Genomic DNA, 18,023 nt, shown 5'->3' with positions numbered 1-18,023 from the left:
AAGAATCACGAGGGCTGCGATTATACACATTATTGCAGGCGGAAGAACCGCCGACTGGAGGCCGGAACGAAGAGTAGAAAGAGCACCAGCATGTCCGGCAGTTTTTGCATAAACAGCGCGCGCAAGATCTCGCGTTTGGATTCACCGGCAATGCTGAACAGCTCCGGGTAGCCATACCCCAGCGAGGCGGCCCACAGATAGCTCGCCGCGGTAATCTGCGTCAGCAGATAGACCCAGCGCGCCCAGTTGCGCCCTTTGACCAGCGAAAACGCGCAGTAGATCTCGATAAACACCAGCACCAGGCTGCTCAAAAAGACCAGCGTCAGATTCCACGTCTGCACGCTGCGGTGAATGAATTCACCGATGCCGCGCACGCCCAGGGTATTCAGAATCATCAGCACGTCCAGGCAGCGGATCATAATAATGGCGAGCGCCGCCACCTGAACCAGTGCAGGTACGTTAGGACGTGCGTGCGTAATACGTGATTTTTTTAATAATCCCAATGTTTTACTTCCCTGAAAAACAGTGCCGCGTCATGCGCGGCACATCACTGGAAATTTTAAATCCTTCAGCCGCGTCTTGCACGCTGGATATCGCGCACGCGCTGTTTTTCCGCGCGCGCCATCAAATACCAGGCGATAAATCCGACAATTCCGACCACGCCGAGGATGATAGAGGCCAGGGCGTTGATCTCAGGGTTGACCCCCATACGCACGCTGGAGAAGACCAGCATCGGCAGCGTCGTCGCGCCCGGGCCGGAGACAAAGCTGGCGATAACCAGATCGTCCAGCGACAGCGTAAACGCCAGCAGCCAGCCGGAGATCACCGCCGGCATAATCATCGGCAGGGTGATGATGAAAAAGACCTTCAGCGGCGTCGCGCCAAGATCCATCGCCGCCTCTTCAATGGAGCGATCCAGCTCGCGCAGGCGCGAGGAGATCACCACCGCCACGTAGGCCGTACAGAAGGTGACATGCGCCAGCCAGATGGTGAGCATACCGCGATCCGCCGGCCAGCCGATGGCGTGCGCCAGGGCCACGAACAGCAGCAGCAGCGCGAGACCGGTGATCACGTCCGGCATGACCAGCGGCGCGGTGATCATAAAGGCGAAGCCGTTCGAGCCGCGAAAACGCCCGAAGCGCACCATCACCAGCGCGGCGATCGTGCCCAGCACGGACGCCATGGTCGCCGCCAGCGCCGCAATGGTCAGGCTCAACCCCACCGCGCTCATCATCGCATCATCGTGGAACAGCTCGCTGTACCAGCGCGTCGACCAGCCTGCCCAGACCGTCACCAGTTTGGAGCTGTTAAACGAGTAGATCACCAGCATCAGCATCGGCGCATACAGGAAGGTAAAGCCGATCACCAGGATCGCAATTCGCCACGGGGAGCGCACTACCGGTAAGTTGTTCATCCGTGGTCTCCCATCTGTTTCTGCTGATGCTTGTGGAACCACATGATCGGCACAATCAGCAGCAGGAGCATCACAATCGCCACCGCCGACGCCACCGGCCAGTCGCGGTTATTGAAGAACTCCTGCCACAGCACGCGGCCAATCATGATGCTGTCCGGGCCGCCGAGCAGTTCCGGGATCACAAACTCCCCCACCGCCGGGATAAAGACCAGCATCGACCCGGCGATGATGCCGCCTTTGGTCAGCGGGACAATGACGCTGAAGAAGGTTTTTAACGGACGCGCGCCGAGATCGAGCGACGCTTCCACCAGCGAGTAATCAATACGGGTCAGCGCCGTGTAGATCGGCAGCACCATAAACGGCAGATAGGCGTACACAATGCCGATATAGACTGCGAGGTTGGTGTGCAGGATGGTCAGCGGCTGATCGATAACCCCCAGCCACATGAGAAAGTTATTCAGCACGCCGTTGTTTTTCAGGATCCCCATCCAGGCGTAAACGCGGATCAGGAACGAGGTCCACGACGGCAGGATCACCAGCAGCAGCAGGATGTTACGCGTCGACGGCTTGCTGTGCGCCACCGCCCACGCCAGCGGGTAGCCCATCACCAGACAGCAGAGCGTCGAGATCGCCGCCACCTGCAGCGACTGCAGATAGGCTTCGAAATAGAGCGGGTCGTCGGTGAGCTGCAGGAAGTTGCCGAGATTAAGCGTCAGCGTCAGCTGCCCGTCGGCCCAGTCCAGCAGGTTAGTATAGGGCGGGATCGCCCGCGCCATTTCCGCCAGGCTTATCTTGAAAACAATCAGGAACGGCAGCAGGAACAGCAGGATCAGCCACACGTACGGCATGGCGATCACCAGCTTGCGGCCGTGTTTCATCTGCATGCGCGTCAGTAAACCAGCAATGGCACCCGGCTTTTCTACGCGGGCTGGCGGTTCAAGTGTGCTCATGATCGCTCCTTATACCGTCAGCACGACGCAACTGTCAGCGTCCCAGCACAGGCGCACTTCGTCGCCCCAGGTCGGCTGCCCCTTGCGATAGCGATGTTCGTTCTGCAGCTGCGCGCTGAGCATCTGCCCACTTTTCAGGCGCACGTGGTAGATGGACAGATCGCCCAGATAGGCAATGTGCACCACTTCACCCACGGCAAAGTTATAGCCATCGGCAGGCGGATCCTCACAGAGCATGATTTTCTCCGGACGCAGCGCGACGTAGACCGGCACGTTATCCACCACCGAGTTATCAGGATCGACCTTAAGCGGATGCTGCAGCCCCGGCGATTCGATAACCAGGCCATCCTCCTGACGATCTTTCAGCAGCCCTTCGAAGACGTTAACCGAGCCAATGAACTCCGCACTGTAGCGGGTGGTCGGATGCTCATAAATCTCTTCCGGCTCGCCAATCTGCACGAACTTGCCGCGGTTCATGATCGCGATACGTCCGGCCATGGTCATGGCTTCTTCCTGGTCGTGGGTCACCATCACGCAGGTCACCCCCACGCGCTCGAGGATATCGACCACTTCGAGCTGCATACGGTCGCGCAGTTTTTTATCCAGCGCGCCCATCGGTTCATCAAGCAGCAAGAGTTTTGGGCGTTTTGCAAGGCTGCGTGCCAGGGCCACGCGCTGGCGCTGGCCGCCGGAGAGCTGGTGCGGCTTACGCTTCGCGAACTCCTGCATGTGCACCAGGCTCAGCATCTCGGCCACGCGCGCGGTAATTTCCGCTTTCGGCAGTTTATCCTGCTTCAGGCCAAAGGCGATGTTCTGCTCCACCGTCATGTGCGGGAACAGCGCGTAAGACTGGAACATCATGTTGATCGGGCGCTGATAAGGCGGCACGCTGGAGAGATCCACGCCATCAAGCATGATCTGCCCGGCAGTGGGCTGTTCAAAACCGGCCAGCATACGCAGCAGGGTCGATTTACCGCAGCCAGAGGCCCCCAGAAGGGCAAAAATTTCGCCTTTAAAGATCGTCAGGCTGACGTCGTCCACGGCATGCTGGCCATCGAAAGATTTGGTGAGGTTACGTATTTCAAGAAGCGGGGTCAGCGCTTTACGGACTTTCGCCTGCGGGCGGGGGATCGCGTCATTCACGGGGTGTTCTCCGGTAGAGATCAAATCATGGTGCAGGCGCACCAGAACGGTGCGCCTGTTGCCGGGCACGCTTCGCTTGCCCGGCCTGTGACTCACGGTAACTTATTTACCGCTTTTCACCTTGGTCCACGCGCGGGTACGCACGCGGTCGATTTTTGGATCCTGTACTTTCAGGGTGAAGAGCTTGGCGAACACATCCGCTGGCGGATAGATAGCCGGGTTATTGCGGATTTCTTCGCTCACCAGCGGCACGGAGGCCTTGTTACCGTTCGCGTAGTAAACGTGGTCGCTGATGTGGGCGATCACGTCAGGACGCATCAGGTAGTTGAGGAACTGATACGCTTCGTCTTTATTTTTAGCGTCAGTCGGCATCGCGAAGACGTCAAAGAAGGCCAGCGCCCCCTCCTTCGGAATGAAGTAAGAGACGTTCACGCCGTTTTTCGCCTCTTTCGCGCGGTTAGCCGCCTGCCATACGTCCCCTGCCCAGCCGATCGCGACGCAGATGTCGCCGTTCGCCAGGTCGTTAATGTACTGGGACGAGTGGAAGTAACGAATGTTTGGACGCAGCTTCAGCAGCAGATCGGTCGCCGGACCGGTGTAATCATCGGCTTTACTGCTGTTCGGGTCTTTGCCCAGGTAGTTCAGCACGGTGGCGAAAATCTCTTCCGGCGCATCGAGGAAGGAGACGCCGCAGCTTTTCAGCTTCTCAAGGTTTTCCGGCTTCAGCACCACGTCCCAGCTGTCCAGCTTCACGTCCGGGCCCAGCACCGCTTTGACTTTATCAACGTTGTAGCCGATACCGGTAGTCGCCCACAGGTAAGGCATGGCGTATTTGTTGTCCGGGTCATGCTTAGCCACCAGCTTCAGCACTTCCGGATCGAGGTTTTTCCAGTTCGGTAACTTGCTCTTGTCCAGCGGCTGGAAGACGCCTGCCGTCAGCTGACGCTCCAGGAAGCTTGCGGAAGGCACCACGAGGTCAAACCCGGTGCTGCCCGCCATCAGTTTTCCTTCCAGCACTTCGTTGGAATCGAACACGTCGTAGACCACTTTAATGCCGGTCTCTTTTTCAAAATTTGCCACCGTGTCCGGCGCAATATAGTCAGACCAGTTATAAACGTGCAGCGTTTTTTGTTCCGCAGCGAGCGTGCCGGCAGAGACGGCCATCAGAGCACCCGCAACCAGACCCGATAACCATTTTTTATTCAAGGCGATCATAGTGTTATTCCTTCTGAAAGCTCGTTAACAAACGAACTAAAACTGTGCAATCTGAAGATATGCAATAATCATGCATAGTTTGTCGCTCTGCCCAAAATAAAAAGAAACCTCTTTACCCGGCAGTTTCCGCTCGCTTTTTTAAGCATCGCAAGAATAACTGTAGCCCGTGTCCCCGGCTATAGCCCAGACGAAAAAACGCCTTTTATCAATTTTTTATGCAGGTTATGTCTACGTGATAAGCCGAAACGGCCTTCAGGGAGGTGAATAATTCTTTAAAGAAAGGTTAAAAGCAGCAGAAAAAATGGCCTTCTGCAGCCGCCATGGCAGCGACTGCGCAAAAGTCAGACAGGCTTAGTGAAGAAAATTGGGAGATGCATCATTATTCTCTGCATCATCTTCTGCGCTATACAGCAGATGGTGTGCATTGGCTTCCATCATAACCATCGAAATTTGCTCTTCGCTCAAGCGCATAAACCAGGCGAACTGCTTGAACGACAGCCCTGCCCCGGAGAATAAAGACTGGCAAACGACCAGTTTTGGCAGATTATCATCCTGTATGTCGAGAAATGCCTTCACCGTCAAAGAACTGGCATTGATGGCCGACAGGTCGGAGGCCAGCGCCAGCAGCGCGGACGGCTTCACTTCGGCCAGCGCGGAGAAAAGGATCACGTCGTTAATGAGATCGATTTTGGCATCAAAAATGCCGTCGAAATTCTGCATATGAGGCAGATGCAGCGCCTGGCAGGAATCGCATTCGAAGAACGTAATTCCGGCATCATCAAGCCATTGACGTAACGTATCCAGTGTAGGTACGACCTGTAAATCCATCGCGATGCAGCCTCTTTAATAAAAACTTCGCATAGGGTACTCAAAAAGCGCGCGGTAATCCATTTAACCACCCGTTTTCAGACAGTAACCCGGAGTGGCATGACGCTCGATCCATGAGATCATTTTACCCGCAATATCGACCCCGGTGGTTTTTTCCACGCCTTCCAGCCCGGGCGAGGCGTTCACCTCCATGACCAGCGGCCCGCGCGTCGCCCGCAGCAGGTCTACACCTGCGACGTCCAGCCCCAGGGTTTGCGCGGCTTTCACCGCAATTTCCCGCTCGCGGTCGCTGATATCGGCTACACGCGCGACGCCGCCGCGGTGAAGATTAGAGCGGAAGTCGCCCTCTTTCGCCTGACGCTCAATGGCTGCCACCACCTCGTTTCCCACGACGAAGCAGCGGATGTCGCGCCCTTTGGCCTCTTCAATATACTCCTGCACCAGAATATGGGCATTCAGCCCGCGGAAGGCGTCAATCACGCTCTCCGCTGCCTGACGCGTCTCCGCCAGCACCACGCCAATGCCCTGGGTGCCTTCCACCAGCTTGATCACCAAAGGGGCGCCGCCCACCATGTCGATCAGATCGCTGGTGTCGTCCGGTGAATGGGCAATCCCCGTGACGGGGAGATCGATCCCCTGACGAGCAAGGAGCTGCAGCGAGCGCAGCTTGTCGCGGGCGCGGGAAATAGCAACGGATTCGTTGAGAGGATAGCTGCCCAGCATCTCGAACTGGCGCAGCGCGGCGGTGCCGTAGTAGGTAATCTGGGAGCCGATGCGGGGGATGACCGCATCAAAATGCGGCAGCTTGCGGCCTTTGTAGTGAATCGACGAGGCGGCCGGGTCGATGTTCATGTAGCAGGACATCGGGTCGAGGATCTCAACCTGATGCCCGCGTTTCGCCGCCGCTTCTCGCAGGCGCTTACATGAATAGAGCGTTCCATCCCGGGACAATATGGCAATTTTCACCCTGCACCTCTCTCAAGACATGGAAAAAGCCTGCGTATCATATACGCAGGCAGGCACAGGATAAATGGACTATCGCGTCGCCCAGCCCTGTTTGTGCAGATAATCAAGAATAAACGGGCGATTTTCTTTAATGATGGTGCGACGAATATGGTCGGTCCAGGTATCACGACGGTTATTGCTGCCGCGCGTCATGTAGTAGTTCGCCAGCTCTTCATCGTATTGATTCAGGACATCCTGATCGACCGGCTGGTAGTGGTTTTCATGCACCAGCATCGCCGCAGGAATGCGCGGCTTCAGATCCGGGTTATCCGCCGGCCAGCCGAGGCACAGGCCGAACAGCGGCAGCACGTGTTTTGGCAGCTTCAGCAGCTCGGTCACGCTTTCGATGTTATTGCGCAGGCCGCCGATGTAGACACCGCCTAACCCCAGCGACTCCGCCGCCGTGAAGGCGTTTTGCGCCATCAGCGCGGTATCCACCACGCCCAGCAGCAGCTGTTCGGCCAGCCCCAGCTCGGCCTCAGGGCAGATCTGCAGATGACGGTTGAAGTCGGCGCAGAACACCCAGAACTCCGCTGCCTGCGCCACATGCTTCTGCCCGCCGGTCAGCGTCACCAGTTGCTCACGCATGGCCGGGTCGGTGATGCGGATAATGGAGGTGCACTGCAGGAAGCTCGAGCTCGAGGTCGCCCTGGCGCTGTCGATGATCGCGTTACGCTGCGCCTCGGTAATCGGCTCATCGGTGAAGTGGCGAATGGAACGGTGGGAACGGAGCAGGTCAATCGTGGGTGTCATCTTGTCTCTCTTTGTCGTGCTTAATACGTATTGCAGCCAGTATAGGCAATGATTTGCGCGATGTAATTGGCGAAACATAGCCTGACTGTATCAAAGCGACAGGCGAAACCTTCTTTAATGGCGGCAGGTTATCGGGCACTATATGTCCTATTCGCCGTCAGGCTTGTTTTTTGAGGAGAGAGAAATGTTTGCAGTAATTTTTGGTCGTCCAGGGTGCCCTTACTGTGTGCGCGCGAAAGAGCTGGCTGAGAAACTGACCGAAGAGCGCGATGACTTCAACTTCCGCTACGTGGATATCCACGCGGAAGGCATCACCAAAGCGGATCTCGAAAAAACCGTCGGCAAGCCGGTTGAAACCGTACCGCAGATCTTCCTCGATCAGAAACACATCGGCGGCTGCACTGACTTTGAAGCTTACGCCAAAGAACATCTGGGTCTGTTTGCCGCTCAGTAATGCTAAGACGCCCTCACCCTGAGGGCGTTTTTAATTGTGGTGCCGTCGATGCTTAATCAGACTGCACACAAACAAATAGCACAGCGCGCCAAGGGCGCACCAGAAGACGCCGCTCAGCAACCACGCCAGCTCCTGCCAGAAACTTCTCGTCGACACATACAGCAAGCGCATCAGCAGCAGACACAGCGGTGCGGCCAGTATGGCGCCCAGCAGCGGTTTCGCCACCTCCCCTTTACGGGAGAGAAAACTGGCTGCGGCACCCGGCAGCGTAAAAAAGAGCAGCCCCAGCTCCGGATGACCCGACGCCCTGAATGCCCCTTTCACGTTAAAAGCGAGCGACATGCACACGACGGTGAACAGCAAAAAGCAGCTGATCACCCCCGCCCAGTTTCGTTTAATGTTCAAACTATCCTCCTGACTTATCTCTATCAAATACACTTTCGTCGGGTAGACGCCCAGTCAGATAAAGCAATGCGGCAATCCTTGCCAAAGTACGCACAGGGTGATGCGATAATCAGTAGCTGTCAGTAGCTAATGCGATTAAACTACACGCCAGCTAATGTTTTAGGGAATAAAGCAGGAAACAGGGAGCGTTAACGCCTTTCCCTGACCCAGAAAACAGTAGCCCAAAAAGTCCTTTCATTCAACAACTTACTGGTAAACAAGAAGTTAGCCTCCGTGAATATAAACGTCGCAGACTTGTTAAATGGGAATTACATCCTGTTATTATTTGTGGTACTGGCGCTGGGCCTTTGCCTGGGTAAATTGCGCCTGGGTTCAGTTCAACTTGGTAATTCCATTGGCGTTTTAGTCGTCTCCTTATTATTAGGCCAGCAGCACTTCAGCATTAACACGGACGCGCTCAACTTAGGTTTTATGCTGTTTATTTTTTGTGTTGGCGTGGAAGCGGGACCGAACTTTTTTTCAATTTTCTTCCGCGACGGCAAAAATTATCTGATGCTGGCGCTGGTGATGGTCGGCAGCGCGCTGCTGATCGCGTTAGGGCTGGGTAAACTGTTTGGCTGGGATATCGGGTTAACGGCCGGTATGCTGGCAGGCTCCATGACCTCCACCCCCGTGCTCGTGGGTGCCGGTGATACCCTACGCCATTCCGGCATGGCCGGCGCACAGCTTTCTACCGCACTCGACCACCTGAGCCTGGGCTATGCCCTGACCTATCTGATTGGTCTGGTGAGCCTGATCGTTGGCGCGCGCTATCTGCCAAAACTGCAGCACCAGGATCTGCAGACCAGCGCCCAGCAAATCGCCCGCGAGCGCGGTCTGGATACCGATTCCAAACGTAAAGTCTATCTCCCGGTGATCCGCGCCTATCGCGTCGGGCCAGAGCTGGTGGCATGGGCTGACGGCAAAAATCTGCGCGAGCTGGGGATTTACCGCCAGACGGGCTGCTACATCGAACGTATCCGCCGCAACGGCATTCTGGCGAACCCGGACGGCGACGCGGTGCTGCAGATGGGTGACGACATCGCGCTGGTGGGTTACCCGGACGCCCACGCCCGTCTCGACCCGAGCTTCCGTAACGGCAAAGAGGTGTTCGACCGCGACCTGCTCGACATGCGTATCGTCACCGAAGAGATCGTGGTGAAAAACCATAACGCCGTTGGCCGCCGCCTGGCGCAGCTGAAGCTGACCGACCACGGCTGCTTCCTCAACCGCGTGATCCGCAGCCAGATTGAGATGCCTATCGACGACAACGTGGTGCTCAACAAAGGCGACGTGCTGCAGGTCAGCGGCGACGCCCGCCGCGTGAAAACCGTGGCCGACCGCATCGGCTTTATCTCGATTCACAGCCAGGTCACCGACCTGCTGGCCTTCTGCGCCTTCTTTATCGTTGGCCTGATGATCGGGATGATCACCTTCCAGTTCAGCAACTTTAGTTTCGGCATCGGTAACGCCGCCGGTCTGCTGTTCGCCGGGATCATGCTGGGCTTCCTGCGAGCCAACCACCCGACCTTCGGCTATATTCCGCAGGGCGCGCTGAACATGGTGAAAGAGTTCGGTCTGATGGTCTTTATGGCAGGCGTCGGCTTAAGCGCGGGCAGCGGGATTGGTCACAGCCTCGGTGCCGTCGGCTGGCAGATGTTGGTTTCCGGACTTATCGTCAGCCTGGTACCGGTCGTTATCTGTTTCCTGTTCGGTGCCTACGTGCTGCGCATGAACCGCGCCCTGCTCTTCGGGGCGATGATGGGGGCGCGTACCTGTGCGCCTGCCATGGAAATCATCAGCGATACCGCGCGCAGCAACATCCCGGCGCTGGGCTATGCGGGCACGTACGCTATCGCTAACGTGCTGCTGACGCTGGCGGGTACGCTGATTATCATCATCTGGCCCGGACTCGGATAACTCCTAAGTTTGCGCGTGGTGAAAATATTTTTGTTACGCGCAGAACTTTTTTATCAGGGGGCAGTCATAACTAGTGCCACTGCTTTTCTTTGATGTCCCCAATTTGTGGAGCCCATCAACCCCGCCGTTTTGGTTCAAGGTTGATGGGTTTTTTGTTGCCTGAAAATTACCACTCTGTAAATTAATGCTTTATGCCTCCAGGTTCCCCTGCATAGCGACATCGTCGCGGCAGAACTTTTATATAGCTGTAACAGATAATAAAAAACCAGCCAGCGGCGGGTCTGTATCAGCCAGCTAATTGTTCCTGCAATTCTTTCGGATTTTGGAACGCGCCACTCAGTATTGAACTCATCGATTCGCACTTAAAGCTCCCGATAAATCGTATTTAGATTAAAAAATATCAGGTCATTATCCTAAAAATCCCCTGCTTTTCATAAACATGATCTGCTTTGAACTTCCATATTAGTTACTGGCATACGCTGGAGCGGATAGAAACGCTATGGAGGGGACAGGAATGCAGTTTTCAGGTTCAGTAATAGCAATACCGGTCTTAGGGAATGAAGCAAAAGATCGCACAATTGAACTGAAGTGCGAGGTCAGTAAGCATGTACCATTCTGAAGAGATCATCCGCCAGCTTCAGAGCCAAAAGATACTGGCAATGAAGCTGGACCAGGCGGTACGCGCGGTAGGTGAAGAAGTAAAGAGCCAGCTGAGTAATATAGGTGCCGGTGCCCAACGCCTGCTGTACTACACTTCCTGCTTTACTGATGAATATTACGATGTATGCACCCGACAAAACCTGGAGGACGCTCGCTTCCGAAAGGGCATATTCCATCTCGTTTCTCGCTGGAACATCGTCTTTGACCTAATCAACACGTACGTTGAGGAGCTGGTTAAGGATTATTCCCCGGCAGAATTATCAGCGATACAGCATGCTCTAATGCGCGCTAACGTTTATATATCCACCAGCACGCTAACCTCGTATTCATTCTCTGCAGGCGTCGCATCGACTGTTTGCCTCTATGTGGCCCTTCCACCCTCAGGGTTAAAAGTCGTTTCAGGATTAACGGGCGCGGCTATTGGCGGGCTGGGGGTATACGGGGTTGTGCAAAAAGCTGCTGACAGCGCTCATCGCCTGCAAGTGATGCATCCAGCCTACTATCAAGCGTTATACCTGCGAGAGCTAGAGATGATGTATTTCCTGGTGGAGCCTGCGTTTATGCGCGCAGGCGTGCTAACCCAACAGTGGACTGATAGTCAAAGCCCTTATGATGCTGCTGACACGATCCTGAAGCTCATGGGCAGGCACTAATGGGCTTTCTAAGACGCTGGCTCAAATCTCAGGCCCAGCTTTTCTTCTGGACTTATATACCCATCATCCTCGCGTTCATTTTTGGCTATGTCCTTGACGTTTACTTCCCTGAGGTTAGCCAGGGATTCATCCTCCTGTTTTACCTGGTCACACTGGGGCTGGCTTACTGGATATGGCACTGAGGACCATAAAAGCTTCACGTTTACTAATAAGGAAATGACATGTCTACACCCGCACATCTCTGGCTTGAGGACGAGAACGGCTCACCAATTGTTGGTAGCTGCATGATGCCCACCCGTAATGGCTCCATAGAACTGAAATCGTTCTCCCATGGCGTAACCATTCCGGTTGACCCAAGCTGGGGCAAGCTCACCGGCACGCGCGTCCATCGCCCTATTACGATAGTCAAAGAATTTGATCAGACTACCCCACTTCTTTACCGAGCCGTGTGCGAAGGGCGAGTGATGAAGAAGGGGATTATTAAGATGTACCGTATTCTGGAGTCCGGTATCGAGGCCGAATATTTCAATATCGTTATGGAAAACGTTAAGTTCACGACAGTGGCACCCTTCCTGACCCCTAACGGCATGAGCAGCACCCATCTTGAAACGCTCGAATTGCGTTATGAAGCCATCTCATGGAAGTACACGGAGGGGAATATCATTTACCGTGACACCTGGAACGATCGCTGTTGCGCCTGAGCGCAGAAGAGTGTTGAAAGTGAGCAGATAAAAAGAAACCGTTCCAGGGGACGGTTTCGTTCCCATGACTGTCAGGATTGCTCCGGGCAAGCCATAAAGACTATTTTGACCTTCTACAAGCCCTCCATGAGTTTTTCTATCCTTCCTGCTTTTTCCTCTTCTCTCGCCAGCCATAAACACATATGATTTAATGCATATAATAAAAGACATTCAGGATGACCGAATGCTCCACCCACTCCAGCTCTTCAAAACCCTCTCCGACGAAACGCGGCTCGCCATCGTCATGCTGCTCCGTGAAGCAGGCGAGCTGTGCGTCTGCGATCTCTGCGCCGCCACCGCCGAATCTCAGCCGAAGGTCTCCCGCCACATGGCCCTGCTCCGCGAGTCCGGGCTGGTGATCGACCGTCGCGAGGGCAAATGGGTCCATTACCGTCTCTCTCCCAACATGCCTGCATGGGCGGCAGCCGTTATCGACACCAGCTGGAACTGCCTGCGGGAAGAGACGCGTCTGAAGCTGATAAACCGACTTCCAGGCTCGTGCTAACCCAAACACATTCACAAAAACAGATATAACGGAGTAAACAATGTTTCTGGCAGGGGCTATTTTTCTGTTTACGCTGGTACTGGTCATCTGGCAACCCAAAGGACTGAGTATCGGCTGGAGCGCGACCATCGGCGCCGTGCTGGCGCTGATCAGCGGCGTGATCCACGTAAACGATATTCCGGTCGTGTGGAATATCGTCTGGAACGCCACGGCAACGTTCATTGCCGTCATCATCATCAGCCTGCTGCTGGATGAGTCCGGCTTTTTCGAGTGGGCGGCGCTGCACGTTGCCCGCTGGGGAAACGGTCGCGGGCGATTGCTGTTTACGTATATCGTGCTGCTGGGCGCAGCCGTCGCGGCGCTGTTTGCCAATGACGGTGCGGCGCTGATCCTGACGCCTATCGTTATCGCCATGCTGCTGGCGCTAGGGTTCAGCAAGCAGGCCACGCTGGCGTTTGTGATGGCGGCAGGTTTTATCGCCGATACCGCCAGCCTGCCGCTGATTGTGTCGAACCTGGTCAACATCGTCTCGGCAGACTTCTTTAAGCTGGGTTTCAGCGAATATGCTTCGGTGATGATCCCGGTGGATATCGCCGCAATTGCCGCAACGCTGGTGATGCTGCATCTCTTCTTCCGTAAGGAAATTCCGCCGGAATATGACCTGGCAAAACTCCGCGAACCCGCGCGGGCCATTCACGATCTCCCCACGTTCAGAACGGGCTGGATCGTCCTGCTGCTTCTGCTCGTCGGTTTCTTCGTGCTGGAGCCTCTGGGTATTCCGGTCAGCGCCATTGCGACCGTCGGCGCGCTGATTTTGTTCGCCGTCGCAAAACGCGGACATGCAATAAACACCGGAAAAGTGCTGCGCGGCGCACCGTGGCAAATCGTCATCTTCTCGCTGGGGATGTATCTGGTGGTGTATGGCCTGCGCAATGCCGGGCTGACGGAATATCTCTCAGGTGTACTGAATAGCCTGGCCGGACACGGATTATGGGCCGCCACGCTGGGAACCGGGTTCATCACCGCGTTCCTGTCTTCCATAATGAACAATATGCCCACGGTGCTGATTGGCGCGCTCTCCATTGACGGCAGCACGGCAACTGGGTTGATCAAGGACGCGATGATTTACGCCAACGTGATTGGCTGCGATCTGGGGCCGAAAATCACGCCTATCGGCAGCCTCGCCACCCTGCTCTGGCTCCACGTGCTGGCGCAGAAAAACATGACGATTACCTGGGGCTACTATTTCCGGACGGGCATCATTATGACGCTGCCGGTCCTGTTTGTGACGCTCGCCGCGCTGGCGCTACGTCTCTCCTTCACACTGTAATGAGCCACTGATATGAGCCACATCACCATTTACCACAACCCCGCCTGCGGCACCTCGCGCAACACGCTGGAGATGATCCGCAACAGCGGCACGGAGCCAGAGATTATCCTCTATCTGGAAACCCCGCCGTCGCGCGATACGCTGACCGCCCTGATTGCCGAGATGGGCATTTCGGTGCGGGACCTGCTGCGTAAAAACGTGGAGCCCTATGAACAGCTCGGCCTTGCCAAAGATAACTTCACCGACGACCAGCTTATCGATTTTATGCTGCAATACCCGATTCTGATTAACCGTCCGATCGTGGTCACGCCGCTGGGCACCCGCCTGTGCCGCCCGTCTGAAGTCGTTCTCGATATTCTGCCGGACGCGCAAAAAGGAGCGTTTACGAAAGAGGATGGCGAAGCCGTCGTAGACGCCGGCGGGAAAAAAATCTTGCCAAAGTAACCCATTGATAATGGCACGGTAAGATCTGCCAACCGCATGCCCCACCCAACGGCCAGGTTGCATCAGCCGAAACCCGGCACATACTTTTGAGGGTTAAGTCTGTTGAGGGTATGCGGTATGGGCTTTAAAAACAAAACCGCCGTCATCTTCGGCGGCAGCGGCGCCATCGGCAGTTCAGTGGCACACGCTCTGGCGCGTGAAGGAGCGGATGTATACCTCGCCGCACGTGGCCACACCAGGCTGGAGCAGGTCGCCAGCCGTATTCGCGCAGCGGGCGGTTCTGCCAGCACGTTTATTTTCGATGCGCTTGAGGAGTCCTCGCTGCTCCCCGACCTTGCCCGCATTGATATCGTCGTCAACGCCACGGGCTTTATGCACGATCAGGGCAAACGTCTTGAGGCATTAACGCTCGGCGAATTCCGTCAGGGCTTCGACCCTTTCCTGGCCGCGTACTTTAACATTGCGAAAGCCGTGTCATCCCGCATGGGCGGCGAGCATGGCGGGACCATAATTACCGTCGTCGCCCCCGCCGCAAACATGACGATGGCGGGCCACCTCGGACATATCGTCGGCTGCGCGGGAACGGAAGCCTTGACCCGGGCGCTTGCGGCTGAGCTGGGGACTCAAAATATTCGTGTGCTGTGTCTGCGTTCGCACGCAATAGCCGACGCGGTGCAGGCGGGTTCGTATGTGGGGGCCATTTTCGCCGCCAAGGCGCAGGCGATGGGGATAACGGTCGGGCAGTTTCTCGGCGGCGCCGCGCAAAGCACCCTGACGCATCGCCTGCCGACGCTGGCGCAGGTAGCAGACACGATTGCGTTTTTGGCTTCAGATGCGGCCAGCGCCATCACGGGAACCACAGTCAATATGACCGCCGGTGCAACCTAGCTCTCGCCCGCAATCCTGCCCACCATGGCCCGGATCTCTTCGCGGGTTAAGGGCGTCCGGTCAGTGACATAGTGCAGCGTCATCCCTTCGATAAACGCATCCAGCGCGCGGGTGGTGACCGGGTCGAACCACTGCTCCAGCGTGGTCTGGCTCATCTTCATCCAGTCCTGCATCACCGTTTTGAGCGCCGCGCTGCGGTGCATAAAGGCGTAGAGCTGGTACATCAGCGCCATGTTGTGCGGCGTGGTCACCTGCGAGCTGTGGATCAGGGTAGTGATGGATTCGCACGCCATCTCCGGCCCGGTGACGCCGGCAAAGAAATCCCGGTACTGCTGCGACATCTGGCGGGTAAACCACGTGAAGGCCTCCTCCAGCAGCGGCTCCATGCCGTCGAAATAGTAGGTCATCGACCCCAGCGGCACGCCCGCGCAGGTAGCGATTTTACGGTGCGTGACGGCGTGGATCCCGTGCTCGGCAATGGTATCGAGCGTTGCCTGCAGGATCTTCTCCCGGCGATGCGGATCGTTTGGTGGTCTGCTCATAAATTCCTCACGTGGTTTGTGTACAAATGTACACAAACTTGCTAGTGTTGTCGCTATTGTTGTACTTCTGGTGCTACCCCAATGACGCTGACCTCTCCCCGTAAAGCCCTGCAGCTCCGCCTGTGGGCGCTGTTTATGTTCTTCTTCATTCCCGGCCTGCTGATGGCCTCCTGGGCCACGCGCACCCCCGCCATTCGCGATATTTTGTCCGTTTCTACCGCGGAAATGGGCATCGTGCTGTTCGGCCTGTCGATAGGCTCCATGAGCGGCATTCTCTGCTCCGCATGGCTGGTGAAGCGCTTCGGTACGCGGGCGGTGATCCGCACCACCATGTGCTTCGCGGTGTTCGGGATGATGGTGCTGAGCGCGGCGCTGTGGTTTGCCTCACCGGTGCTGTTTGCGCTGGGGTTGACGGTGTTTGGCGGCAGCTTCGGCTCGGCGGAAGTGGCGATAAACGTTGAAGGGGCGGCGGTCGAGCGCGAGATGAACAAAACCGTGCTGCCGATGATGCACGGCTTTTACAGCCTCGGCACGCTGGCCGGTGCGGGCGTGGGGATGGCGCTGACGGCCTTCGGCATGACCGCGAATCTGCATATCTTGCTGGCGGCGCTGGTGTGCATTATTCCGATTCTGACCGGCATCCGGGCGATCCCGGACGGCACCGGCAAGAACGCCTCAGATGAACAACATTCGGCTGAAAAAGGACTGCCCTTCTACCGTGATTATCAGCTGATGCTGATTGGCGTGGTGGTGCTGGCGATGGCGTTCGCGGAAGGGTCCGCCAACGACTGGCTGCCGCTGCTGATGGTGGACGGTCACGGCTTTAGCCCGACCTCCGGCTCGCTGATCTACGCCGGGTTTACGCTGGGGATGACCGTCGGGCGCTTCACCGGCGGCTGGTTTATCGACCGCTACAGCCGCGTGGCGGTGGTGCGCGCCAGCGCCCTGCTCGGCGGGCTGGGCATCGCGATGATCATCTTTGTGGATGTGGACTGGATTGCCGGCGTCTCGGTGATCCTCTGGGGGCTGGGCGCGTCCCTCGGCTTCCCGCTGACCATCTCCGCCGCCAGCGACACCGGCCCGGATGCCCCGACGCGCGTCAGCGTGGTGGCGACTACCGGCTATCTCGCCTTCCTGGTCGGGCCGCCGCTGCTCGGCTTCCTCGGGGAGCACTACGGGCTGCGCAGCGCCATGCTGGTGGTATTAGGGTTGGTGATCGTCGCGGCGCTGGTGGCGCGCGCGGTGGCAAAGCCGGAAACGAAACACACGACACTGGAGAAGGGATATGAGCGTTAAACTGATCGCCGTCGACATGGATGGCACATTCCTGAATGATGCCAAGACCTACAATCGCCCGCGCTTTCTGGCGCAGTACGCGCGCATGAAGGCGCAAGGCATTCGCTTCGTGGTCGCCAGCGGCAACCAGTACTACCAGCTGATCTCCTTTTTCCCGGAGATTGCGCATGAAATTTCATTCGTCGCCGAAAACGGCGGCTGGGTCGTGAGTGAGGGTGAAGACGTCTTCAACGGTGAACTGTCGAAAGCCCATTTCGAGACCGTCGCGAACGTGTTAAACGACGTGCCGGGCATCGAGATCATCGCCTGCGGGAAGAGCAGCGCCTACACGCTCAAGTGCTATGACGAGGGCTTTAAGGCCATCGCGGCAAAGTACTATCACCGTCTGGAAATGGTCAGCGATTTCGGCAACCTGAACGATACTTTCTTCAAGTTCGGGCTTAACGTATCCGATGATGAAATTCCGCGTATTCAGGCGCTGCTGCATGAAAAACTCAGCGACATCATGGTGCCCGTCACCACCGGTCACGGCAGTATCGACCTGATTATCCCCGGCGTGCATAAAGCCAACGGTCTGCGGATCCTGCAAAAGCGCTGGGGCATTGACGACAGCGACGTGGTGGCCTTTGGGGACAGCGGCAACGACGTGGAGATGCTGCGTCAGTCCGGGTTCAGCTTTGCGATGGCGAATGCCAGACCGCATATTAAAGCGGCGGCGCGTTTTGAAGCACCGCATAATAACGATGAAGGCGTGCTGGATGTGATTGATAAGGTGCTGGATGGGGAGGCGCCGTTTAATTGACCGCGTGCGGTCTGGTGCCCTGACCCTCTCCCACTGG

Annotated in this window: 20 protein-coding genes; 10 read left to right on the top strand and 10 right to left on the bottom strand. The window is 56.6% G+C overall.

Going from position 1 to position 18,023, the window contains the following annotated elements; genetic code table 11:
* Positions 1-29: 29 nt before the first annotated feature.
* The 8 genes from AC0TOY_RS22835 to nfsA all read right to left on the bottom strand — a co-directional run bounded on the left by AC0TOY_RS22835 (position 30) and on the right by nfsA (position 7,308).
* A complete protein-coding gene (locus AC0TOY_RS22835) occupies positions 30-503 on the bottom strand; it encodes a YbjO family protein (protein ID WP_024907853.1) in 474 nt (157 codons plus the stop codon).
* A gap of 65 nt (positions 504-568) precedes the next feature.
* On the bottom strand, positions 569-1,414 hold the full coding sequence (potI, locus tag AC0TOY_RS22830; protein ID WP_023310934.1) for a putrescine ABC transporter permease PotI: 846 nt from the start codon (positions 1,412-1,414) through the stop codon (positions 569-571).
* Positions 1,411-2,364: a putrescine ABC transporter permease PotH gene (gene potH / locus AC0TOY_RS22825; protein WP_061715675.1), complete on the bottom strand. Its 954-nt coding sequence runs from the start codon at positions 2,362-2,364 to the stop codon at positions 1,411-1,413. The genes potI and potH overlap by 4 nt, the downstream gene beginning before the upstream one ends.
* Positions 2,365-2,373: 9 nt before the next feature.
* The gene (gene potG, locus AC0TOY_RS22820; protein WP_148768830.1) at positions 2,374-3,507 is read right to left on the bottom strand and encodes a putrescine ABC transporter ATP-binding subunit PotG; all 1,134 of its coding nucleotides are present in this window, start codon (positions 3,505-3,507) and stop codon (positions 2,374-2,376) included.
* Positions 3,508-3,609: 102 nt separating this feature from the next.
* Positions 3,610-4,722, bottom strand: a complete 1,113-nt coding sequence (gene potF / locus AC0TOY_RS22815) for a spermidine/putrescine ABC transporter substrate-binding protein PotF (RefSeq protein WP_024907856.1) — start codon at positions 4,720-4,722, stop codon at positions 3,610-3,612.
* A 351-nt stretch (positions 4,723-5,073) separates the two neighbouring features.
* Positions 5,074-5,550 carry a YbjN domain-containing protein gene (locus tag AC0TOY_RS22810; protein WP_003858385.1) on the bottom strand — a complete coding sequence of 159 codons (477 nt, stop codon included), beginning with the start codon at positions 5,548-5,550 and terminating at the stop codon, positions 5,074-5,076.
* 63 nt (positions 5,551-5,613) lie between these two features.
* Positions 5,614-6,516, bottom strand: coding sequence for a 30S ribosomal protein S6--L-glutamate ligase (gene rimK, locus AC0TOY_RS22805; protein ID WP_048990925.1), 903 nt, complete (start codon positions 6,514-6,516; stop codon positions 5,614-5,616).
* Positions 6,517-6,585: 69 nt separating this feature from the next.
* Positions 6,586-7,308, bottom strand: a complete 723-nt coding sequence (gene nfsA / locus AC0TOY_RS22800; protein WP_024907858.1) for a nitroreductase NfsA — start codon at positions 7,306-7,308, stop codon at positions 6,586-6,588.
* A gap of 184 nt (positions 7,309-7,492) precedes the next feature.
* Between nfsA and AC0TOY_RS22795 the strand changes: the two genes are divergently transcribed.
* Positions 7,493-7,762, top strand: coding sequence for a GrxA family glutaredoxin (locus AC0TOY_RS22795; RefSeq protein ID WP_006809455.1), 270 nt, complete (start codon positions 7,493-7,495; stop codon positions 7,760-7,762).
* A 30-nt stretch (positions 7,763-7,792) separates the two neighbouring features.
* Here the strand turns inward: AC0TOY_RS22795 and AC0TOY_RS22790 are convergent, their stop codons facing one another.
* Complete coding sequence (locus tag AC0TOY_RS22790) at positions 7,793-8,167, bottom strand: inner membrane protein YbjM (protein ID WP_121425695.1); 375 nt, start codon at positions 8,165-8,167, stop codon at positions 7,793-7,795.
* Positions 8,168-8,440: 273 nt separating this feature from the next.
* On the opposite strand from AC0TOY_RS22790, the gene AC0TOY_RS22785 reads away from it, so the two are divergent.
* From AC0TOY_RS22785 to AC0TOY_RS22755, 7 genes are all read left to right on the top strand, one after another.
* On the top strand, positions 8,441-10,126 hold the full coding sequence (locus AC0TOY_RS22785; protein WP_014169303.1) for an aspartate:alanine antiporter: 1,686 nt from the start codon (positions 8,441-8,443) through the stop codon (positions 10,124-10,126).
* A gap of 605 nt (positions 10,127-10,731) precedes the next feature.
* Positions 10,732-11,439: a hypothetical protein gene (locus tag AC0TOY_RS22780; protein ID WP_061715677.1), complete on the top strand. Its 708-nt coding sequence runs from the start codon at positions 10,732-10,734 to the stop codon at positions 11,437-11,439.
* A gap of 221 nt (positions 11,440-11,660) precedes the next feature.
* Positions 11,661-12,140 (top strand): Hcp family type VI secretion system effector, encoded by a 480-nt coding sequence (locus AC0TOY_RS22775; RefSeq protein WP_061715679.1) that lies wholly within the window; start codon positions 11,661-11,663, stop codon positions 12,138-12,140.
* A gap of 223 nt (positions 12,141-12,363) precedes the next feature.
* Positions 12,364-12,684 (top strand): metalloregulator ArsR/SmtB family transcription factor, encoded by a 321-nt coding sequence (locus AC0TOY_RS22770; protein WP_473722609.1) that lies wholly within the window; start codon positions 12,364-12,366, stop codon positions 12,682-12,684.
* A gap of 40 nt (positions 12,685-12,724) precedes the next feature.
* Entirely contained in the window at positions 12,725-14,014 is a 1,290-nt protein-coding gene (locus tag AC0TOY_RS22765; protein WP_473722608.1) for an arsenic transporter, read from the top strand.
* A 12-nt stretch (positions 14,015-14,026) separates the two neighbouring features.
* Positions 14,027-14,458 carry a glutaredoxin-dependent arsenate reductase gene (gene arsC, locus AC0TOY_RS22760; protein WP_473722606.1) on the top strand — a complete coding sequence of 144 codons (432 nt, stop codon included), beginning with the start codon at positions 14,027-14,029 and terminating at the stop codon, positions 14,456-14,458.
* 117 nt (positions 14,459-14,575) lie between these two features.
* Positions 14,576-15,346 carry an SDR family NAD(P)-dependent oxidoreductase gene (locus AC0TOY_RS22755; RefSeq protein WP_473722604.1) on the top strand — a complete coding sequence of 257 codons (771 nt, stop codon included), beginning with the start codon at positions 14,576-14,578 and terminating at the stop codon, positions 15,344-15,346.
* Here the strand turns inward: AC0TOY_RS22755 and AC0TOY_RS22750 are convergent.
* On the bottom strand, positions 15,343-15,888 hold the full coding sequence (locus tag AC0TOY_RS22750; protein WP_045908446.1) for a TetR/AcrR family transcriptional regulator: 546 nt from the start codon (positions 15,886-15,888) through the stop codon (positions 15,343-15,345). The genes AC0TOY_RS22755 and AC0TOY_RS22750 overlap by 4 nt on opposite strands.
* 81 nt (positions 15,889-15,969) lie before the next feature.
* On the opposite strand from AC0TOY_RS22750, the gene AC0TOY_RS22745 reads away from it, so the two are divergent.
* Together AC0TOY_RS22745 and AC0TOY_RS22740 are read left to right on the top strand one after the other, a co-directional pair.
* Positions 15,970-17,184: an MFS transporter gene (locus tag AC0TOY_RS22745; RefSeq protein ID WP_061715685.1), complete on the top strand. Its 1,215-nt coding sequence runs from the start codon at positions 15,970-15,972 to the stop codon at positions 17,182-17,184.
* Positions 17,174-17,986 carry a Cof-type HAD-IIB family hydrolase gene (locus tag AC0TOY_RS22740; RefSeq protein ID WP_473713093.1) on the top strand — a complete coding sequence of 271 codons (813 nt, stop codon included), beginning with the start codon at positions 17,174-17,176 and terminating at the stop codon, positions 17,984-17,986. Before AC0TOY_RS22745 ends, AC0TOY_RS22740 begins: the two co-directional genes overlap by 11 nt.
* Positions 17,987-18,023: the final 37 nt, after the last annotated feature.

Source organism: Enterobacter sp. PL_is379, assembly GCF_055817355.1.
Note: the sequence above shows the minus strand (reverse complement) of the source record. Positions and strands in the feature narration are given on the sequence as shown.